This is a genomic window from Solimonas sp. SE-A11 (genome assembly GCF_030345715.1).
In the GTDB taxonomy this organism is placed as follows: domain Bacteria; phylum Pseudomonadota; class Gammaproteobacteria; order Nevskiales; family Nevskiaceae; genus Solimonas_A.
In genome coordinates, this window is record NZ_JAUASX010000003.1 from 16,770 (window position 1) to 38,342 (window position 21,573).

Genomic DNA, 21,573 nt, shown 5'->3' on the forward strand with positions numbered 1-21,573 from the left:
GGCGTCAGCCCGCTGTCAACGCCAGGGTGACCTGGTAGGTGATCAGCGAGGCCAGGTAGGCCAGGCCGAACAGGTAGCCGGCGGCGATGGCCACGGTGCGCCAGCCGCCGCCCTCGCGGCGGATCGTGGCCAGCGTGGCAAGGCACTGCGGGGCGTAGACGTACCAGGCCAGCAGCGACAGTGCGGTGGCCAGGGTCCACTGGTCGGCGATGATCGGGATCAGCGAGCCGGAGGGGTCGTCTTCCGTGGAGGAGAGTGCATAAACCGTGGCCAGCGCACCCACCGCGACCTCGCGGGCCGCCAGGCCCGGGATCAGCGCGATGCAGATCTGCCAGTTGAAGCCGATGGGGTCGAACAGCGGCTGCATCCACTTGCCGATCTGGCCGGCCAGGCTGTAGTCGATGGCCGCGCCGGTGGCGCCGGCCGGCGGTGCCGGGAAGGTGGATAGGAACCACAGCATGATCGTCAGCGCCAGGATGATGGTACCCACGCGCTTGAGGAAGATGCTGGCGCGCTCCCACAGGCCGATGGCGATGTCGGCCGGGTTGGGCAGGCGGTAGCTCGGCAGCTCCAGCAGCAGCGAATGCTCGCTGTGGTCGCGGCGGGTCCACTTCATGACGTAGGCCACCAGCAGTGCGCTGAGGATGCCGGCGGCGTAGAGCGCGAACAGCACCAGGCCCTGGAGGTTGAAGACGCCCACGCTCTGCTGCGGGATGAAGGCGGCGATCAGCAGCGCATACACCGGCAGGCGCGCCGAGCAGGTCATCAGCGGTGCCACCAGGATCGTGGCCAGGCGGTCGCGCGGGTCCTGGATCGTCCGTGCGGCCATGATGCCGGGGATGGCGCAGGCGAAGCTGGACAGCAGCGGGATGAAGCTGCGGCCGGTGAGGCCGGCGCCGACCATCAGGCGGTCCAGCAGGAAGGCCGCGCGCGGCAGGTAGCCGGATTCCTCCAGCAGCAGGATGAACAGGAACAGGATGATGATCTGCGGCAGGAAGATGATCACGCCGCCCAGGCCGGCGATGATGCCGTCCACGATCAGGCTCTTGAGCAGGCCCTCGGGCATGGCGTCGCCTACCGCGGTGCCGAGCCAGGCGGCGCCCACGTCGATGCCATCCATCAGCGGCGCGGCCCAGGAGAACACCGCCTGGAAGATCATGAACATCAGCACGGCCAGCAGCGCCAGGCCGAACACCGGGTGCAGCACCACGCGGTCGATGGCGTCATCGACGCGCGCCGTGCGCTCCGGCACGCTGACGGCCGACAACAGCAGGCGGCTGACCTCGGCGTGCAGGTCCGCGCCCTCGGGTAGCGGCGCCGGCAGCAGCGGCATCTGGCTGTCGAGCTGCTGCACCAGCGACTCGGCGCCGTTGCGGCGCACCGCCACGGTCTGCACCACGGGGATGCCGAGGCCGGCCTGCAGCTTGGCCACGTCGATACGGATGCCGCGGCGCTCCGCCGCGTCGCACATGTTCAGGGTCAGCACCATCGGCAGGCCCAGGCGCTGCAGTTCCAGCACGAAGCGCAGGTGCAGGCGCAGGTTGGTGGCGTCGACCACGCAGACCAGCAGGTCAGGGCGGGCCTCGCCCTCGAACTGGCCCAGGCAGACGTCGCGGGTCACGGCCTCGTCGGGGCTGGTGGCGGCCAGGCTGTAGGCGCCCGGCAGGTCCAGCACCTGGATGTGGCGGCCGGAGGGTGCGGCGAAGCGGCCTTCCTTGCGTTCCACGGTGACGCCGGCGTAGTTCGCCACCTTCTGGCGGCTGCCGGTGAGGCGATTGAACAGCGCGGTCTTGCCGCAGTTGGGGTTGCCGACCAGGGCGACGCGCAGGGCTGCCGACTCGCTCATGCCTGGGCCTCCGCCAGCTTCACGGACACGCGCGCGGCCTCGGCGCGGCGCAGGGCGAAGCGGGTGTAGCCGATCTGCACCAGCAGCGGCTCGCGGCCCGCCGGGCCATGCGCGGTGATGCGCACCGGCTCGCCGGCGACGAAGCCCAGCTCCCGCAGGCGCACGGCGATGGGATCGCCAGCGGAGACATCCTGGACCCCGACCACGACGGCGGGGATGTTGCGGGGCAGCTCGGACAGGGTCATGGGGCTGGCGACATCTAGATAAGAATGATTTGCATTGTACCTCTTGAAGGCGCAGGGTGCCTACGGAGCAAAAAAAGGAAAATCCCGCCCCAGCGAGGCTGAGGCGGGATTCGGCGCCAGGTCCCCTCGCCCGTTTGCGGGAGAGGTGGGGCGAGGGCACGGATGCCCGAGGTAGGGCAATGCAGCGAGCAATTGCTGAGGAGAGGGTTTCTGTAAGGCGATCCTTGGCCAGCCGCCGTCTGTTCTACAGAAACCCTCCCCCGACCCTTCGGGCCACCCTCTCCCGCTAGCGGGAGAGGGGACAGACGAGGCCTTATCGGGTGAACGTCAGCTTCCCGTCCGCCGACTCCACCTTCACCCGGTCGCCGGTCGCGAACCGCCCGTCGAGGATCTCCCGCGCCAGCGGGTTCTCCACCAAGGCCTGGATCGCGCGCTTGAGCGGGCGCGCCCCGTAGACCGGGTCGTAGCCGGCCTGGGCCAGCAGGTCCAGGGCCGCGTCGCTGAACTCCAGGCCGATGCCGCGTTCCGCCAGGCGCTGGGTCACACGCGCGGTCTGGAACTTGGCGATGGCGCGGATCTGCGCCGCGCCCAGCGGATGGAACACCACCGCCTCGTCGATGCGGTTGATGAACTCCGGGCGGAAGTGGCTGCCGACCACGCCCATGACCGCTTCCTTGATCACGTCGTACTCCGGGCGGCCCTCGTCGGGCTTGCCCAGCATCTCCTGGATCATCTGCGAGCCGAGGTTGGAGGTCATCACCAGCACGGTGTTGCGGAAGTCCACGGTGCGGCCCTGGCCGTCGGTCAGGCGGCCGTCGTCCAGCACCTGCAGCAGCACGTTGAACACGTCCGCATGGGCCTTCTCGACCTCGTCGAGCAGGATCACCGAGTAGGGCCGGCGCCGCACCGCCTCGGTGAGGTAGCCGCCCTCGTCGTAGCCGACGTAGCCCGGCGGCGCGCCGATCAGGCGCGACACGGAGTGGCGCTCCATGAACTCCGACATATCGACGCGCACCATCGCCTCCTCGGTGTCGAAGAGGAAATTGGCCAGCGCCTTGCACAACTCGGTCTTGCCCACGCCGGTGGGGCCCAGGAACAGGAAGGAGCCGATCGGCTTGTTGGGGTCCGACAGGCCGGCGCGCGAGCGGCGGATGGCGTTGGACACAGCGCTGATCGCCTCGTCCTGCGACACCACGCGCCGGTGCAGCTCGTCCTCCATGCGCAGCAGCTTCTCGCGCTCGCCCTCCAGCAGCTTGGAAACCGGGATGCCGGTCCAGCGGCCGACGATCTCGGCGATCTCGTCCTCGGTCACCGAGTTGCGCAGCAGCTCGAACTTCTTCGGCGCGCCCTCGGGGGCGGCCGTGGCCTGCGCCGCGCGGCGCTCCAGCTCCGGGATGCGGCCGTACTGCAGCTCGGCCATGCGCTGCAGGTCGCCCGCGCGGCGGGCAGCCTCCAGGTCCAGGCGGGCGCGCTCCAGCTCCTCCTTCACGCCGGCCGAGCCGGCGACGGAGGCCTTCTCGGCCTTCCACTTCTCTTCCAGGTCGGAGTACTCGCGCTCCAGCCCGGCGATGTTCTTCTCCAGCTCGGCCAGCGAGCGGCGCGCGCCCTCGTCGTCTTCCTTCTTCAGGGCCTCGCGCTCGATCTTGAGCTGGATCAGGCGGCGGTGCAGGCGGTCCAGCGCCTCCGGCTTGGAGTCGATCTCGATGCGGATGCGCGAGGCGGCCTCGTCCACCAGGTCGATGGCCTTGTCCGGCAGGTTGCGGTCGGTGATGTAGCGGTGCGACAGCTTGGCCGCGGCGATCAGGGCGCCGTCGGTGATGTCCACGCCGTGGTGCACCTCGTAGCGCTCCTTGAGCCCACGCAGGATCGCGATGGTGTCCTCCACGCTAGGCTCGCCCACCAGCACCTTCTGGAAGCGCCGCTCCAGCGCCGCGTCCTTCTCGATGTACTTGCGGTATTCATCCAGCGTGGTGGCGCCCACGCAGTGCAGCTCGCCGCGCGCCAGCGCGGGCTTGAGCATGTTGCCGGCGTCCATCGCGCCGTCGGCCTTGCCGGCGCCGACCAGGGTATGGATCTCGTCGATGAACAGGATTACGCTGCCCTGGTCCTTGGCCAGCTCGTTGAGCACGCTCTTCAGGCGCTCCTCGAACTCGCCACGGAACTTGGCGCCCGCGATCAGCGCGCCGAGGTCCAGCGTCAGCACGCGCTTGTTCTTCAGGGACTCCGGCACCTCGCCGTTGACGATGCGCGCGGCCAGGCCTTCCACGATGGCGGTCTTGCCCACGCCGGGCTCGCCGATCAGGGCCGGGTTGTTCTTGGTGCGGCGGCTCAGCACCTGGATGACGCGGCGGATCTCCTCGTCACGGCCGATCACCGGGTCCAGCTTGCCGGCCTGGGCGCGGGCGGTGAGGTCGATGGTGTACTTCTGCAGGGCCTGGCGGTTGTCCTCGGCGTTTTCCGAGTCCACCTTCTGCCCGCCGCGCACTTGCTCGATGGCCTTCTCCAGCAGCTCCCTGCGGGCGCCGGCGGCGCGCAGCGCCTCGCCGGTGGCGCCCTTGTCGTCCACCGCCGCCAGCACGAACAGCTCGCTGGAGATGAACTGGTCCTTCTTCTGCTGGGCCAGCTTGTCGGTCAGGTTCAGCAGGCGCGACAGGTCCGGGCCCACGCTGACCTCGCCGGTGGCCTGGCCCAGCTTGGGCAGCTGTTCCACGGCCCGGGAGAGGCGGGTGCGCAGCAGGTCGGTATTGACCCCGCCGCGCTGCAGTAGAGGCAGGGTGGAGCCGCTGTCCTGGTCGAGCAGGGCGAGCAGCAGGTGCGCCGGGTCGATATGCGGGTTGTCCCGGCCCACGGCCAGGGACTGGGCGTCGGCAAGGGCCTGCTGGAAGCGGCTGGTCAGTTTGTCCATGCGCATGGCAAGGGGTCACTCGGTCAATGGTACTGACCTGAATCTGGAGGCTTTGGGGGCGGGTTCAAGGCCCTCCCGCTGCACCCGGCAGCGCTGGCGGACGGACGGCTAGGCCGCCTTCCGTTCCCGCTCCCGCCGCGTCGTCAGCCACCAGCCCACCACCACGCCCAGCGATACGATCAGGATCATCAGCGTCGCCAGTGCGTTGATCTTGGGGCTGAGGCCCAGGCGCACGGACGAGAAGACCTTGATCGGCAGGGTGGTGGAGTCCGGGCCGGCGAGGAAGCTGGCGATGACCACGTCGTCCAGCGACAGGGTGAAGGCCAGCAGCCAGCCGGATACCAGCGACGGCGCGATGATCGGCAGGGTGATCAGGAAGAACACCTTGAGGCGGTTGGCGCCCAGGTCCATCGCGGCTTCTTCCAGTGAGCGGTCCAGTTCCTGCAGGCGCGAGGACACCACCACGGTGACGAAGGACAGCGTCAGGGTGACGTGGGCGATCCAGATGGCGATCACGCCCTTGGAGGGGATGCCCAGCATGGCGCCGGCCGAGACCAGCATCAGCAGGATCGACAGGCCCAGGATCACCTCGGGCATCACCAGCGGGGCGGTGATCAGGGCGCCGAAGGCGGTCTTGCCGGGGAAGCGGTGAAAGCGCGTCATCACCAGTGCGGCCATGGTGCCGAGCACGGTGGCGGCGCAGGCGGTCCAGAAGGCGATCTTCAGGCTGACCCAGGCGGCGCCCAGGATCTGGCGGTCGCGGAACAGCTCGCCGTACCACTTGGTGGAGAAGCCGGACCAGACCGTGGCCAGGCGCGACTCGTTGAACGAGTAGACCATCAGCAGCAGGATCGGCAGGTACAGGAAGGCGAAGCCCAGCAGCAGGACCGAGCGGCCCGCCCAGCGTTGCCCGGCGGAGGCTTTCATCGGGCCTCCATCTGCCGCTGCTGCTGGCGGTTGAAGATGACGATGGGGATCAGCAGCAGGAGCAGCAGCACGGTGGCCACGGCCGAGGCGGCCGGCCAGTCGCGGTTGTTGAAGAACTCGCTCCACAGCACACGGCCGATCATCAGGGTGTCCGGTCCACCCAGCATCTCGGGGATCACGAACTCGCCGATGGCGGGGATCATCACCAGCATGCAGCCGGCGATCACGCCGGCCCGCGACAGCGGCCAGGTAATGCGCCAGAAGGCCTGCCAGGGACGGGCGCCGAGATCGTAGGCGGCCTCCAGCAGGCGGTGGTCGAGCTTCACCAGGGTGGCGTACAGCGGCAGGATCATGAACGGCAGGTAGCAGTAGACGATCCCGATGTAGGCCGCTGCCGGGGTGTAGAGGATCTGCAGCGGCTCGCTGATCAGGCCCATGCCCATCAGCAGGCGGTTGAGTATGCCGTTGCCGTCGAGGATGCCGATCCAGGCGTAGACGCGGATCAGGAAGGAGGTCCAGGACGGCAGGATCACCAGCATCAGGGCGATGTTGCGCGATGTGGGGCTCATGCGGGCGATGGAGTAGGCCATCGGGTAGCCAATCAGCAGGCACAGCAATGTGGAGATGGCGGCGATCTTGACCGAGCTGAGGTAGGCCACCACGTACTGCGAATCACTGAACAGCTTGAGGTAGTTGGCCAGGTTCAGGCGCAGCGTCAGTGCGTTGTCGATGTACTCCAGCACCGGTGTATACGGCGGCATGGCGATGGCCATGCGCGTGAACGAGATCTTCAGCACGATCAGGAAGGGGATCGCGAAGAACAGGATCAGCCACAGGTAGGGTGCCGCGATCACGCCCCAGCGGGGCTGCGGCATCCAGCGGCGCAGCGCGGCGCGCAGCTCCTCGTTCACGAGCTCAGCACCACGCCGTCTTCCTCACCCCAGGAGACCCAGACCTCGTCGTACCAGGTGAGGTTGTCGCTGTCCCAGCGGTGGCGGTTGGTGAAGTTGGCCATGAACTTGAAGCCGCTCGGCAGCTTCACGTGGTAGACCGAGTGGCTGCCGAAGTAGGCGATGTCCTGGATCACGCCCTTGGCCTTGTTGTAGCGCTGATCCGGCTCCTTCTTGCCGATGCGCAGCTTCTCCGGGCGCAGGGCGAAGGCCACTTCCTGGCCCTCGAAGCCGGAGATGCCGTGGCCGACGTAGACCAGCTCCGGGAAAGCCGGGGTGGCGATGGTGACGTAGTCCTTCTCGTCGTCCTTCACCACGCCCTCGATCAGGTTGACCGAGCCGATGAAGCTGGCCGAGAAGCGGCTGGTGGGCTGCTCGTAGATCTCGTCGGGCGTGCCGACCTGGCGGATGCGGCCGTTCTCCATCAGGGCGATGCGCGTGGCCATGGTCATGGCCTCTTCCTGGTCATGGGTGACCATGACGCAGGTGACGCCGGAGGTCTCGATGATCTCCACCAGCTCCAGCTGCATCTGCGTGCGCAACTGCTTGTCCAGCGCGCCCATGGGCTCGTCCAGCAGCAGGAGCTTCGGCCCCTTGGCCAGCGAGCGCGCCAGCGCCACGCGCTGCTGCTGGCCGCCGGAGAGCTGGTGCGGCTTGCGCTTGGCCAGCGCCTCCAGCTTGACCAGCTCCAGCATCTCCTCGACGCGCCGGCGGATCTGTTCCTTGGGCAGCTTGTCCTGCTTGAGGCCGAAGGCGATGTTCTGCTCCACCGTCATGTGGGGGAACAGCGCATAGGACTGGAACATCATGTTGATCGGCCGTTCGTAGGGCGGGGTGTCGCCCAGGGCCTGGCCGTCCAGCAGGATGTGCCCCGCGGTGGGGGTCTCGAAGCCGCCCAGGCAGCGCAGCAGCGTGGACTTGCCGCTGCCGGAGCCGCCCAGCAGGGCGAAGATCTCGCCGCGGTTGATGCTGAGGCTCACGTCCTCCAACGCGACGAAGCCGTCGAACTCCTTGCGAACCTCCTGGATACGCAGGTAGCCGACCTTGCTGGCAGCGTCCTTGTCCGGCGCGGGAGCACCCATGGCGGCCCCCTTACTTGCCGGTCTTCAGTTCGGTCCAGATTCGGGTGTACTGGCGATCGACTTCCGCCGGCAGCACCGAGTAAGTGAACAGCTTGGCGGCGACCTCGGCCGGAGGATAGATCGTGGTGTCGTTGCGGATGTCCTCAGCGACGTCCGGCAGCGAGGACGGCACCGGGTTGGCGTAATGGATGTAGTTGGTGTTGGCGGCGGCCACCTTCGGGTCCAGCAGGTGGTTGATGAAGGCGTAGGCGTTGTCCACGTTCTTGGCGTCCTTGGGGATGGCCAGCATGTCGAACCACTGCGGTGCGCCTTCCTTGGGGATGGAGTAGCCGATGTTGACACCGTTCTTGGCTTCCTCGGCGCGGTCACGCGCCTGGATCACGTCGCCCGACCAGGCCACCACCAGGCAGGTGTTGCCGTTGGCCAGCGCGCCCACCAGCTGCGAGGAGTGGAAGTTCTGGATGTAGGGGCGGATGCTCTTCAGCAGCGCCGCGGCCTTGTCGATCACCTTGGGGTCGGTGCTGTTGGGGTTCTCGCCCAGGTAGTGCAGGGCGATGGGGATCAGGTCGGAGGGCGTGTCGAGCAGCGTCACGCCGCAGGACTTCAGCTTGGAGATGTTCTCCGGTTTGAAGACCAGGTCCCAGCTGTTGACCACGTCCAGGTTGCCGAAGGCCTTCTTGACCTTGTCGACGTTGTAGCCGATGCCGGTGGTGCCGCTCATGTAGGGCACGCCGTACTGGTTGCCCGGATCCTGCTGGGCGATGCGCTGCATCACCGCCGGGTCCAGGTTGGCCAGGTTGGGAATCTTGGCCTTGTCCAGCTTCAGGAACACGCCGGCCTGGATCTGGCGGCCGAAGAAGTTCAGCGTGGGCACCACGATGTCGTAGCCGGTGGAACCGGCCAGCAGCTTGGCCTCCACCACCTCGTCGCTGTCGTAGACGTCGTAGGTCACCTTGACGCCGCTCTTGGCCTCGAAGCCGGGGATCACGTCCTCGGCGATGTAGTCCGAGTAGTTGTAGACGTTGAGCGTCTTGGAGGCCGGAGCCGCTGCCGGAGCCGCAGCGCCGGCCGGAGCAGCGGCGTCCTTGTCCTTGCTGCCGCAGGCGGCCAGCAGCAGGGCACATAGGGAAAGGACAACCGCGGCGCTTTGCGATTTCATGAAGCGACTCCTGGAATTGTGTAGGCCTCGGGCACCCCCGGCGCCCTGGTGCGCCTTACATTCGTGGTTAAGGCCCCGCACGTCAAGCAAATTGCGCGCCGGATCGCGCCCGCCCGCTTGCACGGGCGCGGAACAGGGGCTACTGTTCAAAAAGCTTTAATGTTTCTGGTATCCAATGCGCTGAATCCCTAGACGGTCTTCGCGTGCAAGGAAGACCGCCGGAGCAGGTATTTTTCATGGAGACGATCCCCGCCATCCTCAAACTGGATGTCGGCGGGCTCCCGGTTTCATGGGTCCGCTGGCAGACTGCCGTCACCCTCTACGCGCGCGACCGCGTGCGCTGGGAGGCCGGGGAAGAGCGCTTCACGATCTACGGCGGCACCTGTGCCGCCACCGGCCGCCGTTCCAGCATGGAGATCGGCTCGATCATCGCCGTCGCCGACAAGTCACGCCGCTTCGAGAAGGGCGTGCCGCTGCTGACCAACCGCACCCTGTTCCAGCGTGACCGCAACCTCTGCCTGTACTGCGGCCAGCAGTTCGGCGCCTCGCAACTGACCCGCGACCACATCATGCCCGCCTCGCGCGGCGGCGCCTCGGCCTGGGAGAACTGCGTGACGGCCTGCCGCCACTGCAACCAGCGCAAGGACGACCGCACGCCCGAGGAAGCCGGCATGAAGCTGCTGGCGGTGCCCTACACGCCGAACCTGGCGGAATACCTGATCCTGCAGAACCGCCGGATCCTGGCCGACCAGATGGAGTTCCTGGCGTCGTACGCGCGCAAGACCTCGGACCTGCGCGCCGCCTGAATCAGACTGGCTTGCGGGCGCCGAACACGGCGTAGCGGGCGCGCCCCTCCTTGAAGACACGGTACTGGCAACGCGCAGCGCGGACGTTGCCGTCCGACACCGCCTTGCGCACGCCCCAGAGGCGGCGCAGCGCCAGGATCGCGCGGGCCGGAAACGAGGCGCGGTACAGGCGGCGGGAGGAGGGCATCACCAGTTCGGTGACGTCCTGCTGGGCTGCGCCGGTGAAGCCGGCCGCGTCCATGGCTGCGTTCATCCACGGTGCCGATTCGATGCCGTGTACCTGCCAGCCGGAAAGCCATTCGTGCAGCAGCGCGTCGTCGCCGGGCTGGGCCGGCTCCCGCCGGAAGTAGTCGGCGACGATCAGTTGTCCGCCGGGCCGCAGGACCCGATGCATCTCGCGCAGCAAAGCCGCCTTGTCCGGGGAGTGGCAGAAGCTCTCGACGAACCAGGCCGCATCGAAGCTGTCGGCCCGGAAGTGGGTGTTCTGGAAGTCCATCAACTCGAAGCTGACCCGATCCTGCAGGGCTGCGGCCCGGGCATTTTCCCGGCAGAGATGCAGTTGCTGGGGACTCAGGGTGATGCCCACCACGCGGCAACCGAAGCGCCGAGCCAGGTACAGGCTGCTGCCGCCTACGCCGCAGCCGGCATCCAGCACCACCGAGTCTGAGCCCAGATCCAGCCGGTCCGCGAGCCAGCGATTTTCCTCGCGCAGGGCCTCCGGCAGGTTGCGGACGCCGGGGCTCCAGAAGCCGTAGTGCAGCGCCTGGGAGCGGTCCATGTCCCAGAGGAAGCGGTAATGCCGCAGCGTCTGGTCGTAGTACTGCGCGACGGCAGCATCCGGTGCGGACATGTCAGAGTGCAATCCAGCGGACGCGCGTGCCGGCGACCAGCGGCTGGTCGCTGGCCGGCAGCCAGGCCAGCGCATCGGCGCGGGCGAGATTGCTCAGCATGTGCGAATCCTGCTTGCCCAGGCGGCCCAGCACCACGCGGCCGGACTCGTCCTGGCCCACGGTGACGCGCAGCAGGCTGTCGCGCTGCCGGTCGGCGCGGAAGTCCGCCGCGAGTGCGGCTTCACGCCACAGCGGCGCGGGGGCGTCAATGCCTTCCAGCAGTTGCAGCGCGCGGATCACGTGTACGTGGAGGCCGATCAGCACGGCGCCGGGGTTACCGGGCAGGGCCAGCAGCGGCTGGTTGCCGCGCATGCCGTACCAGATCGGCTTGCCGGGCTTCTGCGCGACCTTCCAGAACACCTTGTCGAAGCCGGCGGCCTTGGCGGCGGCCGGCAGGTGGTCGTGGTCGCCTACCGACACACCGCCGGAGGTAATGACTAGGTCGGCGCAGGCGGCGGCGTCCTGCAGGGCGGCGGTGACGGCCTCCAGGCTGTCCGGCACGTAGCGCAGCATCGCCAGCGGGTAGCCGCGCTCGGCCAGCCAGCCGGCGCAGAGCGGGCCGTTGGCGTCGTGGATCTGGCCGGGGGCCAGCGCCTCGCCGGGCCTGGCGACCTCGTTGCCGGTGACCAGCACGGCCACGCGGGGACGCGGGCGGGTGGCCACCTGCTGCACGCCGGCCATGGCCAGCGCGGCCAGCAGGCCGGAGTGCAGGCGGCGGCCGGCGGGGGAGATGGGATCGCCGGAACGGATTTCCTCGCCGCGGTGGCGGATGTCGATGTTGGTGGCCAGGGGTTCGGTCAGGCGGATGGTGTCGCCTTGGCGCTGGACGATCTCCTGGCGTGCGATGGTGTCCGCGCCGGCCGGCAGCGCGCCGCCGGTGAAGATGCGCAGGGCCTCGCCGGGGCCCACGGACAGTTTGGCGGCATCGCCCGCAGCGATTTCGCCGGTGACGCGCAGCGACTGCGTGGCGTCGGCGCTGCGCAGGGCGTAACCGTCTACCGCGCTCTGCGTGAACAGCGGCAGGTCCACGGCGGAGCCCGCCGGCTCGGCCAGCACGCGGCCCAGGGATTCATGCACCGGGCCGCGCTGGGCGGGCAGGGGCTGGATGCGTTCGCCGTAGACCGCGAGCGCGGCTTCCAGCGGCAGCAGCGGCGACTTGCCGCCGTGCGCGACGTCGCCGCAGTCATGCGCCATCAGCGGATGTCCATGGTGTAGCCGCCGGGATGCGGCTTGTCGTGGCGGCAGACCTCGAAGATGTGGATCAGCCCCGGCAGCAGCGGCGCCAGGGTTTCCAGTGCGCCGCGACGAGAGCCGGGGCAGGTGATCAGCAGGCTGTTGCCGATGAAGCCGGCGACACCGCGAGACATCAGCGCAAAGGGCGTGCGGCGCTGGCCGAAGGCTCGGGCGGCTTCCATCATTCCCGGCAGCTCGCGCGTGATCAGGGGCTTGAGCGTGTCCACGGTGATGTCGCGCGAGCCCATGCCGGTGCCGCCCACGGTTACGATCAGGTCCACGCCCCGGTTGACCTTGGCCTTGACGCTAGCCAGCAACTGCTCCGCTTCGTCCGGCAGGATCTCGTAGCTGAGCGGATCGAAGCCCGCGGCGGCGAGGTCGTCGCGCACGCCGGCACCGGCGGTGTCCGGCTTCTTGCGCGCGGAGACGGTGTCGGACAGCACGATCACCGCAGCCGTGGCCGGCACGCGCAGCTTGCGGCGGAACTGCGACTTGCCGCCCTTCTTCAGCAGAAGCCTGCAAGAGGTCATCTCCAGCTCTTCCGGCTCGCAGTAGGGCTTGAGCATGTCGTAGAGCGTCAGCACGGCGATGCTGGTGGCGGTCAGCGCCTCCATCTCCACGCCGGTGGGGGCGATGGTCTCGACCTCGCTGATCACCTCGACCTGGCCCTCGCCGAGCTCGAAGCGCAGGTCGGCGCGGTAGATCGGCAGCGGGTGGCACAGCGGGATCAGCTCATCCGTGCGCTTGGCGGCGAGGATGCCGGCGATGCGCGCGGTCTTGACCGGGTCCCCCTTCTCGGTGTCGCCGCTGCGCAGGCGCTCGATGCAGTGCTGCGGCGCGCGCAGCGTCGCGGTGGCGGACGCCGTGCGCAGGGAGTCCGGCTTCAGGGAGACGTCTTTCATGAGTGATGGTGGTGATGATGATCGCCATGCTTGTGGGCATGGTCGTGACCGTGTTCATGGGGCAGGTCGGGGCGGATGCAGCAGCCCTGGTTGAAGGCGCTGGTGCCGTCCTCGAAGAATTCTTCCTTCCAGATGGGCACGCGATGCTTGACCGCGTCCACCGCGTACTTGCAGGCGGCAAAGGATTCGCCACGGTGCGGCGCGCGCACGGCGCAGTAGATGGCGATGTCGCCGATCTCCAGCATGCCCAGGCGGTGTATCACGCGGCAGTGCGGCACACCGAACTTGTCGCGCGTCTCCTGCTCGATCTCGCGCATGAGCTTTTCGGCCAGTGGCGCGAAGGCGGTGTACTTCAGGCGCAGCACGCGCTTACCCTCGTTGAGGTCGCGCACGGTGCCGGCGAACACGTTGAGCGCGCCGCAGTCACGGTGCTCAGCCATGCCGAGGATGGGGTCGAGCTGGAGGGGGGTGTCGAAGAGGTACATCTCTTTGCTCGTTCAGAACCCCTCGCCCGCTTGCGGGAGAGGGGCAGGGGAGAGGGTTTCTGTAGAGCCCTCAATCGTCAGCCGGATTTTCTCAAGTACGGCCTCGGTTTGCTGCATGACCTCATGATTCCAGAACCGTAGCACAGTGAAACCCTTTGCTACGAACCATTGGTCGCGACGGTGATCGTAGGCCTCGTTCTCGTTGTGCTGGCCGCCGTCCAGTTCGATGACCAGATGATGCTCCAGGCTCATGAAATCGGCGATGTAGGGGCCTTGCGGAACCTGGCGCTTGAAGCGTATGCCGAGGAAGCGGTTGGCTCGCTGGTGGTACCAGAGCCGCTGTTCGGCTTCGGTCTGGTGGCTGCGGAGGGTTTTGGCGTGTTGTCGGAGCTTCACAGAAACCCTCTCCCCCAGCCCCTCTCCCGCAAGCGGGCGAGGGGAGTAGGACTGCTACCCGCCGGCCACCGGCGGCAGCAGCGCCAGCCGGGTGCCGTCTTCCAGTTCCTCGGTCCGCAGCAGCAGGCGGTCGCCCTGTGCCACGGCGGTGGTTTCCAGGTATTCGCCCAAGGCCGGGATGGCGTCGGCCAGTGCGTCCAGGGCGTCGCCGACGCTGCTGGCGCCTGTGGGCAGCGTCAGGCTGCGCTCGTCGCCGCCGGCGGCGCGCCGCAGGGCGCCCCAGAATTCAAAGGTGATTTGCAACGCTAGCCCCCAAGGGTATGCATGGTGATGGGCCGCTCCACGGGGCCGCGGTGCGCCGCGTAGCCGGCTTCCTTGTTCCAGACGGCGCTGGCGATACGGCGGGTCAAATCTTCCGGGGAGCCTTCGCGCAGCAGCGGCGCCAGCGGAGTGCCCTGCTGTGCGAACAGGCAGGTGTAGAGCTCGCCGCGCACGGTCAGGCGCAGGCGGTCGCAGCTGGAGCAGAAGGGATTGCTGACCGTGGAGATCACGCCCAGGCGGTAGTCGCCGTCCAAGGTGTACAGGGTGGCCGGGTCTTCGCTGCGGGGCAGGCGCTCCACGCGGTATTGCGTGCCCAGGATCTCCAGCAACTCGGGCTCGCCGACCACCGCGTCGGACTGCCAGCGGCCCGGGGCGTCCAGCGGCATGTACTCAATGAAGCGCAGTGGCATGCCGCGCTGCTTGGCCCAGTCGGTCAGCGGCAGGATGTCCTGCTCGTTGTGGCCGCGCACCAGCACGGTGTTGAGCTTGAACGGCATGTCCAGCGCGAGAGCGGCGTCGATGCCAGCCATGACCGGCGCCAGCTCGGCGCCGGTCATGGCGCGGAAGCGCTGCGGATCGACGCTGTCGAGGCTGATGTTGAGGTCGTCCAGGCCGGCACGGCGCAGATCGGGCAGGGCCTCGGCCAGGCGCGAACCGTTGGTGGTCATGGAGATGCGCTCCAGGCCCAGCGGACGCAAGGCATTCAGGTCCGCGACGATGCTGGCCAGGTCCGGCCGGAGCAGCGGCTCGCCGCCGGTGAGGCGGATGTTGCGGATGCCCATGCGCACGAATTCGGCGACCAGCGTGCGCAGCTCCAGGCGGGTCAGGAACTGCTGCCTGGGAATCCACTTGGGTGCTTCGGGCATGCAGTAGCGGCAGCGGAAGTTGCAGCGGTCGGTCAGCGACAGCCGCAGCTTGTGCTTGTGGCGGCCGTGCTGGTCGACGAGGCTGGGGCGGCGGCTTCCGTCAGCCATGGCAGGCCTCAAGATAGTGCTCGGCGGCTTGCAGCTCGGCCGGGGTGTTCACGCTCCAGACCGGCGTGGGCTCGGCGTCGGTGAAGTCGGCCGCGACGGCGCCGATGTCGGCCAGCCAGCGCTTGGGTGCGCGCTCGCCGGCGTCCAGGGCCTCGCGCAGGGGGGGCGCCAGGTCGCGGTGCAGCAGGGCGCAGACGTATTGGGCATCGCCGTCGGCCACCGCGTAGGCGGCCTGAGCCTTGCCGGCTTCCGCCGCGCGGCGCAGGCGCGCCAGCAGGTCCGCTGGCAGCCGGGCCGCGTCACAGGGAGCGGTCAGCAGCCAGTCGGTCCGTGTGGCTTCCAGCGCCGCCAGCATGCCGGCGAGCGGACCACGGAAATCGGGCCAGGGATCGGAAACCACGGTGAATCCTGAGTCGGCGTATTGGTCGAGGTGGCGGTTGGCGACGATCAGGATAGCACCCGCCTGCCGCTCCAAGGCCGCGAGCACGTGTTGGTACAGGGGCCGGCCCGACAGGCGGACCAGGCCCTTGTCGGCGCCGCCCAGCCGCTCGCCACGGCCGCCGGCGAGGATCGCGGCCGTCACGTTCAGCGGGCTGGCCGCTACACTGTGGTTGCGCTGGCTCACCGGTGCATCCTATACCTATGGGGTCTGTTGACACTATGAACGTCGCTGCGACGGAGACCGTTTTGGCGCAGGGCTATGTCCCGGCACGCGCGGTGTACTGGACGTACATAAGCGGGGCGGGACGACGCCCTGCGCCAAAACGGTCCCGCCCTCCGGGTGCCCCCGTCTTTGCCGCCATGCTGTGTTGCTCGTCGGTCACTTATTCCCGATAAGCGCCCTCCTCGCGCCTTGCCTGGCGGCAAATACGGGGGCATCGCAGCGACGTTCATAGCGTCAACAGACCCCCGGCCGGGTAGCCGTACTACCCGAACCCAAGCGGCAAAAACATGAATGAAGTCAATCTTCAAGGCCGCCGGATCGCGGTGCCTGAATCGCGCGAGCTGGACGTCTTCGCCGGCCTGCTGGAGCGCCGCGGCGCCATCGTGCTGCGCTGCCCCCTGATCGACATCCTCGACGCGCCCAATCCGGTGCCCGTGCTGGACTGGATTCGCGACTTCAATGCCGGCTCCTGCGACGACCTGATCCTGTTCACCGGCGAGGGGCTGCGGCGCCTGCTGTATGCCATCGAGCGCCACGACCCGGCCCTGCGGGCGCCCTTCGCGGCCCGCCTGGGGCAGGTGCGCAAGATCTCCCGTGGGCCCAAGCCGGCCCGGGTGCTTCGCGAACTGGGCCTACGGCCGGAGCTGATGGCCGAGCCGGCCACCACGGCCGGCGTGATCGATTTGCTGCGCGGCCTGCACCTGGAGGGGCGGCGCGTCGGCGTGCAGCTCTACGGCGCCGAGCCTAACCTGCCGCTGATGGAATACCTGCGCGTGGCGGACGCCACGGTGCTGCCGGTGGCGCCCTACGTCTACGCCGATGCCGCCGCCGATGCGGAGGTGCTGGCGCTGATCGAGCGCCTGGAAGGCGGCGGACTTGATGCCATCGCCTTCACCAGCATGCAGCAGGTGGAGCGCCTGTTCCGCGTGGCCGACGGCGCCGGCCGGCACGACGCACTGCTGCGCGGCCTGCGCCGGGTGGTGGTGGCTTCGGTGGGGCCGGTGGTGGCGGACCTGCTGACGGCGCGCGGCATCGAAAGCCAGGTGATCCCGGCCGACAGCTTCTACATGAAGCCGCTGACGCAGGCGCTGGTGGACAAGCTCGGCCGCTGATGCGGCCGAGCTTGTCCAGATAGTAGATAGTAAAAGCACGGCGCATCGCTTTTCCTACTATCTAAAAACTGCTATCCACTATCTGAAGCTCCTTCAGGAGCTTCCTCAGCTCCGGCACGCAGGAGCCGCAGTTGCCGCCGGCCTTGAGGCAGCCGGTGATCTCGGCGGGAGTCTTCAGGTTCTTCTCGAGGATCGCCGCACAGATGGTGTTGCGGCCCACGCCGAAGCAGGAGCAGATGGTGGGGCCGGTATCCACGCTCTTTTCCGCGGGCTCGCCCACCATCAGGCCGATGCGGTCACCCTCTTCGAGCTGGTCCTTCACGAACAGGCTGGCCAGCCAGGCGCGCGAGGGCAGGTCGGGGCGTGAGGACATGAACACGCAACACTCGATGCGATCGCCCACCACCAGCGCCGCCCGGTAGACGCCGGACCTGCGGTCCTCGTACTCGATCCAGTCGGCCTGAGGATCATGGGCGCCGAGCAGTTGGCGTGCCCAGGCCCCACGATCCATGGCCTGGTCGCGGCCGGCGATCTCGTAGCGCAGGAACTGGCGGCCCTGGATGCGCGTCCACCAGGTGGCGCTCTCCAACTGCAGTTCCTGGCGTGACAGCACGAAGCCATGCCACAGCACGCGGAACTCTTCCACGCGCACCGGCGTGTGCTTGAACTCGGGCTCGCCCGAGACTGGGTCCACCACCGGGTTCACCAGGCTGCCGACGCGGGCGTCGGAAGCGAACTGTGCGTTCCAGTGGATCGGCACGAAGACGCTGCCGCGAGGGATGCCGCCGCCAAGCTGCACGCGCGCCACCAGCGAACCCCATTGGGTGGAGACGCGCGCCAGCTCGCCGGCGCGCACGCCGCAGGCCAGGGCGTCCTGCGGGTGCATGTCGACAAAGGGTTCGGGCACGTGGTCGGCCAGCTTGGGCGACTTGCCGGTGCGCGTCATGGTGTGCCACTGGTCGCGCACGCGGCCGGTGTTGAGCACCAGCGGGAACTGCTCGCTGGCGGCGTGCGCCGGGGCCCGCACCGGGGTCGGCACGAAGTGGGCCTTGCCGTCGGCGTGGAAGTAGCGTCCGTCCTCGAACAACCTTTTCGTCCCCTCTCCCGCTTGCGGGAGAGGGGTAGGGGAGAGCGTGTCTGTAGAACTCGCAGAACCAGACCTTCCAAGATTTACAGAAACCCTCTCCCCCAGCCCCTCTCCCGCAAGCGGGCGAGGGGAGTGTGGAACAGGCCATTGCACCGGCTGCAGGCTGTCGAAGCCCGCGCGTCCCAGGCCGACGAGCCCGCCAAGATCGAAGCAGCGGCTGCCTTCGTTGCGGAAGGCAGAGAGGCGCGCATGTTCATCGAAGATCCTATGCGGGCCGTCGAAGTCGAAGCCCCCGTAGCCCATGCGGCGGGCGACGTCGCAGATGATGTCCCAGTCGCCTCGCGCCTCGCCCGGCGCCGCCAGGAATTTGCGCTGGCGCGAGATGCGGCGCTCGGAGTTGGTGACGGTGCCGTCCTTCTCGCCCCAGCCCAGTGCCGGCAGCAGCACGTGGGCGTAGGCGTTGGTGTCGGTCTTCTCGATGATGTCGGAGCAGATCACCAGCTCGCATTTGGCCAGCGCGCGCTTGACCTGGTCGGCGTCCGGCAGGCTGACGACTGGGTTGGTGGCCATGATCCACACGGCCTTGACCTTGCCGGCCTCCACCGCGCGGAACAGGTCCACGGCCTTGAGGCCCGGCCTGTCGGCGATATGCGGCGACCCCCAGAAGCTCTGCACGATGTCACGGTGATCGGCGTTGTCCAGGTCCATGTGCGCGGCCAGCATGTTGGCCAGGCCGCCCACCTCGCGACCGCCCATGGCATTGGGCTGGCCGGTGATGGAAAAGGGACCCATGCCGGGCTTACCGATGCGGCCGGTCAGCAGGTGGCAGTTGATGATGCTGTTGACCTTGTCGGTGCCGGCGGAGGACTGGTTCACGCCCATCGAGAACGCCGTGATGGCTTTCTCGGTGCGGGCGAACAGTTCGTAGAACTCCAGCAGCTCAGCCTCCGCGATCCCGCAAGCACGCACCACGGAGCTCAGGTCGCCCGCGGTCTCGTCGGCGATGGCCAGGGTGCGTGCGAGGCCGGCGGTATGCTGCTCGACGAGGGCGGTGTCCACCACGCCGCGCTGATGCAGGAAGGACAGCAGGCCGTTGAACAGCCAGACGTCGGTGCCCCCACGGGCCGGCAGGTGCAGGTCGGCCAGCTCGCAGGTGGCGGTGCGGCGCGGGTCGACCACCACCAGCTTCATATGCGGCCGTGCCTCCTTGGCCTTGGCGATGCGCTGGAAGAGGATGGGATGGCACCAGGCGGTGTTGGAGCCCACCAGCACGACCAAGTCGGCCTGTTCCAGGTCCTCGTAGCAGACCGGCACCAGGTCTTCGCCGAAGGCGCGCTTGTGGCCGGCCACGGCGGAGGACATGCAGAGGCGCGAGTTGGTGTCGATGTTGGCGGTGCCGACATAGCCCTTCATGAGCTTGTTGGCGACATAGTAGTCCTCGGTCAGCAACTGGCCGGAGACATACAGGGCCACGGCGTCGGGGCCGTGCTCGTCGATGATGCGGCGAAGGCCGCCGGCGACGCGATCCAGGGCGGTGTCCCAGCTGACGCGCTGGCCGTCCATCTTCGGGTAGAGGAGGCGGCCGTGCAGGTCCACCGTTTCACCCAGGGCCGAGCCCTTGACGCAGAGCTTGCCGTGGTTGGAGCCGTGGCTGGCGTCGCCGGCCACGCCGACCTGGCCGTCCGGGTGGACGCTGGCCTTCACCCCGCATCCCACGCCGCAGTAGGGGCAGGTAGTGGCGGTGGTCGCCGTGGCGGAAAGGGGAGCAGGGAGGGTCACGTCTAGGCCGCTCGCGGTTCGCAGTAGGCCTGGCCGAACAGCAGGCGGCTGCGCAGGCTGGCGATGTCGGTCCGCTCCTGGATCATGCCGAAGTACCAGGGCCCGTCCTTGACGTCGCCATAGAGCACCGCGCCGATCACGCGGTTGTCCTTCAGCACCAGGCGCTTGTAGATACCGCGACGCGGGTCGCGCAGCACCAGGTCCTCGCTGTCGACGTCGCCGATGAAGTCGCCGGCGGAGTAGAGGTCCACGCCGGTGACCTTGAGCTTGGTGGCCGTGGCCCGCTGCACGTAGCGCGAGTGGCCGAAGCCGGCGAGGTGGATGGCGCAGACGCGGGCCTGGTCCCAGATCGGCGCCACCAGGCCGAACAGCGCCTGCCGGTGCTGCACGCACTCGCCGACGGCGTAGATGCGAGGGTCGAAACTCTGCAGGGTGTCGTCCACCACGATCGCGCGGTCGCACTGCAGGCCGGCGCTCCGGGCCAGCTCGATGTTGGGGCGCACGCCGGCGGTCATCACCACGAGGTCCGCGGCGACCTCCCGGCCATCCTTCAAACGCAGGGCGGTAACGCGGTCCGTCCCGGTGATCTCGGCGGTGTCGGCGTTGAGCAGGATGCGCAGGCCCTTGCGCTCCAGCGCGGCCTTCAGCAGTTCGCCGGCCGGCATGTCGAGCTGCCGCTCCATCAGGCCACTGTTCTTATGCAGCACCGTGACGTCCATGCCCTGGCGCAGCAGGCCGTTGGCGGCCTCCAGCCCGAGCAGGCCGCCGCCGATCACCACGGCGTGGCGGTGGTTGCGTGCGGCTGCCAGCATGGACTCCACGTCATGGATGTCGCGGAAGGCGATCACCCCCGGCAGTTGGTGGCCCGGCACCGGGATGATGAAGGGCTTGGAGCCGGTGGCCAGCAGCAGGCGGTCGTAGCGGATCGTAACGCCCGACTGCGAATGCACGGTGCGGCGCGGGCGGTCGATCTTCACCACCGGGTCGCCGGCATGCAGGGTGATGCCGTTCCTCGCATACCACTCGCGGGTGTTCAGCATGATGTCGTCCACGGTCTTCTCACCGGCGAGGACGGGGGACAGCAGGATGCGATTGTAGTTGCCGTGCGGCTCGGCGCCGAACACGGTGATGTCGTAGAGGTCGGGGGCCAGCTTCAGCAGTTCCTCGACGGTGCGCATTCCTGCCATACCGTTACCGACGACAATCAATTTTGGCTTCATGGGATAGAGCCCTCCATGGCGCCGCGGCCCGGCCCGGCCATCCATGGCCGGGCGTTCGCCGGGAAAAATGTCCACTGGACATTTTTCTCTTCCGGCTCACCCATGCCGTTGCCGACTATCACCAGCTTGGGCTTCGATGGGGTCATGTCGGGTTGCCCCCGGGCGGGAGAGTCGTCCTTCGCGCGGTACCGGCCCTTTGATAACGGCCCGCACTCGGGAACGACCTCCCGCTTGGGTGCTCAGTGTGCGGCGACGAGGATTTGCCCGTTTTCGACACGCGCCGGGTAGGCGCGCACCGAATGCTCGGGTGCTTCCAGGCATTCGCCGGTCTTCAGATCGAAGTGGTGCTTGTAGATCGGCGAGGCGACGACGATGCGTTCACCCAGATTGCCGACCAAGCCGCGGGACAGTACCGAGGCTTCCGAGTTCGGATCATAGTTGGAAATCGCAAAAATTCCCCCACCCGTTCCGATCCGGAACACCGCAATGGCCTCTTCGCCGACCAGGGCGCAGACGCCCGTATCGGGGACGATATCGTCCACGGCGCAAACCGGGACCCAGGTGCTCACATTGCGGTCGCCATCCATGTT

At 68.1% G+C, this 21,573-nt stretch carries 20 protein-coding genes; 2 read left to right on the forward strand and 18 right to left on the reverse strand.

What is annotated here, in order from left to right; all coding sequences use genetic code 11:
• Window positions 1–4: 4 nt before the first annotated feature.
• From feoB to QT386_RS05115, 7 genes are all read right to left on the reverse strand, one after another.
• Window positions 5–1,846 carry a ferrous iron transport protein B gene (feoB, locus tag QT386_RS05085; protein WP_289272661.1) on the reverse strand — a complete coding sequence of 614 codons (1,842 nt, stop codon included), beginning with the start codon at window positions 1,844–1,846 and terminating at the stop codon, window positions 5–7.
• Window positions 1,843–2,091 carry a FeoA domain-containing protein gene (locus QT386_RS05090; protein WP_289272662.1) on the reverse strand — a complete coding sequence of 83 codons (249 nt, stop codon included), beginning with the start codon at window positions 2,089–2,091 and terminating at the stop codon, window positions 1,843–1,845. Before QT386_RS05090 ends, feoB begins: the two co-directional genes overlap by 4 nt.
• Before the next feature lie 313 nt (window positions 2,092–2,404).
• A complete protein-coding gene (clpB, locus tag QT386_RS05095; RefSeq protein ID WP_367401394.1) occupies window positions 2,405–4,996 on the reverse strand; it encodes an ATP-dependent chaperone ClpB in 2,592 nt (863 codons plus the stop codon).
• 108 nt (window positions 4,997–5,104) lie between these two features.
• Window positions 5,105–5,923, reverse strand: a complete 819-nt coding sequence (locus QT386_RS05100; protein ID WP_289272664.1) for an ABC transporter permease subunit — start codon at window positions 5,921–5,923, stop codon at window positions 5,105–5,107.
• Window positions 5,920–6,798: an ABC transporter permease subunit gene (locus QT386_RS05105; RefSeq protein WP_301334178.1), complete on the reverse strand. Its 879-nt coding sequence runs from the start codon at window positions 6,796–6,798 to the stop codon at window positions 5,920–5,922. Before QT386_RS05105 ends, QT386_RS05100 begins: the two co-directional genes overlap by 4 nt.
• Window positions 6,799–6,830: 32 nt before the next feature.
• Window positions 6,831–7,955 carry an ABC transporter ATP-binding protein gene (locus QT386_RS05110; protein ID WP_289272666.1) on the reverse strand — a complete coding sequence of 375 codons (1,125 nt, stop codon included), beginning with the start codon at window positions 7,953–7,955 and terminating at the stop codon, window positions 6,831–6,833.
• Window positions 7,956–7,965: 10 nt separating this feature from the next.
• Complete coding sequence (locus QT386_RS05115) at window positions 7,966–9,114, reverse strand: polyamine ABC transporter substrate-binding protein (RefSeq protein ID WP_289272667.1); 1,149 nt, start codon at window positions 9,112–9,114, stop codon at window positions 7,966–7,968.
• A 236-nt stretch (window positions 9,115–9,350) separates the two neighbouring features.
• Between QT386_RS05115 and QT386_RS05120 the strand changes: the two genes are divergently transcribed.
• Window positions 9,351–9,920: an HNH endonuclease gene (locus QT386_RS05120; protein WP_289272668.1), complete on the forward strand. Its 570-nt coding sequence runs from the start codon at window positions 9,351–9,353 to the stop codon at window positions 9,918–9,920.
• Window position 9,921: 1 nt separating this feature from the next.
• Here the strand turns inward: QT386_RS05120 and QT386_RS05125 are convergent, their stop codons facing one another.
• From QT386_RS05125 to mobA, 8 genes are read right to left on the reverse strand one after another with little or no spacing between them, the layout of a single operon-like run.
• Window positions 9,922–10,770 carry a methyltransferase domain-containing protein gene (locus QT386_RS05125; RefSeq protein WP_289272669.1) on the reverse strand — a complete coding sequence of 283 codons (849 nt, stop codon included), beginning with the start codon at window positions 10,768–10,770 and terminating at the stop codon, window positions 9,922–9,924.
• 1 nt (window position 10,771) lies between these two features.
• Window positions 10,772–12,004, reverse strand: a complete 1,233-nt coding sequence (gene glp / locus QT386_RS05130; RefSeq protein WP_289272670.1) for a gephyrin-like molybdotransferase Glp — start codon at window positions 12,002–12,004, stop codon at window positions 10,772–10,774.
• Entirely contained in the window at window positions 12,004–12,945 is a 942-nt protein-coding gene (gene moaCB / locus QT386_RS05135; RefSeq protein ID WP_289272671.1) for a bifunctional molybdenum cofactor biosynthesis protein MoaC/MoaB, read from the reverse strand. Before moaCB ends, glp begins: the two co-directional genes overlap by 1 nt.
• A complete protein-coding gene (locus QT386_RS05140) occupies window positions 12,942–13,430 on the reverse strand; it encodes a molybdenum cofactor biosynthesis protein MoaE (RefSeq protein ID WP_289272672.1) in 489 nt (162 codons plus the stop codon). The genes moaCB and QT386_RS05140 overlap by 4 nt, the downstream gene beginning before the upstream one ends.
• Before the next feature lie 12 nt (window positions 13,431–13,442).
• Window positions 13,443–13,826 (reverse strand): endonuclease domain-containing protein, encoded by a 384-nt coding sequence (locus QT386_RS05145; RefSeq protein WP_289272673.1) that lies wholly within the window; start codon window positions 13,824–13,826, stop codon window positions 13,443–13,445.
• 54 nt (window positions 13,827–13,880) lie between these two features.
• Window positions 13,881–14,129, reverse strand: a complete 249-nt coding sequence (locus tag QT386_RS05150; RefSeq protein WP_289272674.1) for a MoaD/ThiS family protein — start codon at window positions 14,127–14,129, stop codon at window positions 13,881–13,883.
• 2 nt (window positions 14,130–14,131) lie between these two features.
• Window positions 14,132–15,121 (reverse strand): GTP 3',8-cyclase MoaA, encoded by a 990-nt coding sequence (moaA, locus tag QT386_RS05155; RefSeq protein WP_289272675.1) that lies wholly within the window; start codon window positions 15,119–15,121, stop codon window positions 14,132–14,134.
• Entirely contained in the window at window positions 15,114–15,746 is a 633-nt protein-coding gene (gene mobA / locus QT386_RS05160) for a molybdenum cofactor guanylyltransferase MobA (RefSeq protein WP_289272676.1), read from the reverse strand. The genes moaA and mobA overlap by 8 nt, the downstream gene beginning before the upstream one ends.
• 326 nt (window positions 15,747–16,072) lie before the next feature.
• Between mobA and QT386_RS05165 the strand changes: the two genes are divergently transcribed.
• A complete protein-coding gene (locus QT386_RS05165; RefSeq protein ID WP_289272677.1) occupies window positions 16,073–16,897 on the forward strand; it encodes a uroporphyrinogen-III synthase in 825 nt (274 codons plus the stop codon).
• Between the two features lie 61 nt (window positions 16,898–16,958).
• Here the strand turns inward: QT386_RS05165 and QT386_RS05170 are convergent, their stop codons facing one another.
• The 3 genes from QT386_RS05170 to nirD all read right to left on the reverse strand — a co-directional run bounded on the left by QT386_RS05170 (window position 16,959) and on the right by nirD (window position 21,570).
• Complete coding sequence (locus QT386_RS05170; RefSeq protein WP_289272678.1) at window positions 16,959–19,763, reverse strand: molybdopterin-dependent oxidoreductase; 2,805 nt, start codon at window positions 19,761–19,763, stop codon at window positions 16,959–16,961.
• A 2-nt stretch (window positions 19,764–19,765) separates the two neighbouring features.
• Window positions 19,766–20,983 (reverse strand): NAD(P)/FAD-dependent oxidoreductase, encoded by a 1,218-nt coding sequence (locus QT386_RS05175; protein ID WP_367401392.1) that lies wholly within the window; start codon window positions 20,981–20,983, stop codon window positions 19,766–19,768.
• A gap of 239 nt (window positions 20,984–21,222) precedes the next feature.
• Window positions 21,223–21,570, reverse strand: a complete 348-nt coding sequence (gene nirD / locus QT386_RS05180) for a nitrite reductase small subunit NirD (protein WP_301334172.1) — start codon at window positions 21,568–21,570, stop codon at window positions 21,223–21,225.
• Window positions 21,571–21,573: the final 3 nt, after the last annotated feature.

What these genes read in the sequence shown, in the direction of transcription:
- QT386_RS05120 (WP_289272668.1), top strand. Translation starts at nt 9,351, where the DNA reads ATGGAGACGATCCCCGCCATCCTCAAACTGGATGTCGGCGGGCTCCCG.
- QT386_RS05125 (WP_289272669.1), bottom strand. Translation starts at nt 10,770, where the DNA reads ATGTCCGCACCGGATGCTGCCGTCGCGCAGTACTACGACCAGACGCTG.
- QT386_RS05175 (WP_367401392.1), bottom strand. Translation starts at nt 20,983, where the DNA reads ATGAAGCCAAAATTGATTGTCGTCGGTAACGGTATGGCAGGAATGCGC.
- QT386_RS05105 (WP_301334178.1), bottom strand. Translation starts at nt 6,798, where the DNA reads ATGCCGCAGCCCCGCTGGGGCGTGATCGCGGCACCCTACCTGTGGCTG.
- clpB (WP_367401394.1), bottom strand. Translation starts at nt 4,996, where the DNA reads ATGGACAAACTGACCAGCCGCTTCCAGCAGGCCCTTGCCGACGCCCAG.
- QT386_RS05140 (WP_289272672.1), bottom strand. Translation starts at nt 13,430, where the DNA reads ATGTACCTCTTCGACACCCCCCTCCAGCTCGACCCCATCCTCGGCATG.
- QT386_RS05115 (WP_289272667.1), bottom strand. Translation starts at nt 9,114, where the DNA reads ATGAAATCGCAAAGCGCCGCGGTTGTCCTTTCCCTATGTGCCCTGCTG.
- QT386_RS05100 (WP_289272664.1), bottom strand. Translation starts at nt 5,923, where the DNA reads ATGAAAGCCTCCGCCGGGCAACGCTGGGCGGGCCGCTCGGTCCTGCTG.
- nirD (WP_301334172.1), bottom strand. Translation starts at nt 21,570, where the DNA reads ATGGATGGCGACCGCAATGTGAGCACCTGGGTCCCGGTTTGCGCCGTG.
- moaA (WP_289272675.1), bottom strand. Translation starts at nt 15,121, where the DNA reads ATGGCTGACGGAAGCCGCCGCCCCAGCCTCGTCGACCAGCACGGCCGC.
- QT386_RS05110 (WP_289272666.1), bottom strand. Translation starts at nt 7,955, where the DNA reads ATGGGTGCTCCCGCGCCGGACAAGGACGCTGCCAGCAAGGTCGGCTAC.
- QT386_RS05090 (WP_289272662.1), bottom strand. Translation starts at nt 2,091, where the DNA reads ATGACCCTGTCCGAGCTGCCCCGCAACATCCCCGCCGTCGTGGTCGGG.
- feoB (WP_289272661.1), bottom strand. Translation starts at nt 1,846, where the DNA reads ATGAGCGAGTCGGCAGCCCTGCGCGTCGCCCTGGTCGGCAACCCCAAC.
- moaCB (WP_289272671.1), bottom strand. Translation starts at nt 12,945, where the DNA reads ATGAAAGACGTCTCCCTGAAGCCGGACTCCCTGCGCACGGCGTCCGCC.
- QT386_RS05165 (WP_289272677.1), top strand. Translation starts at nt 16,073, where the DNA reads ATGAATGAAGTCAATCTTCAAGGCCGCCGGATCGCGGTGCCTGAATCG.
- glp (WP_289272670.1), bottom strand. Translation starts at nt 12,004, where the DNA reads ATGGCGCATGACTGCGGCGACGTCGCGCACGGCGGCAAGTCGCCGCTG.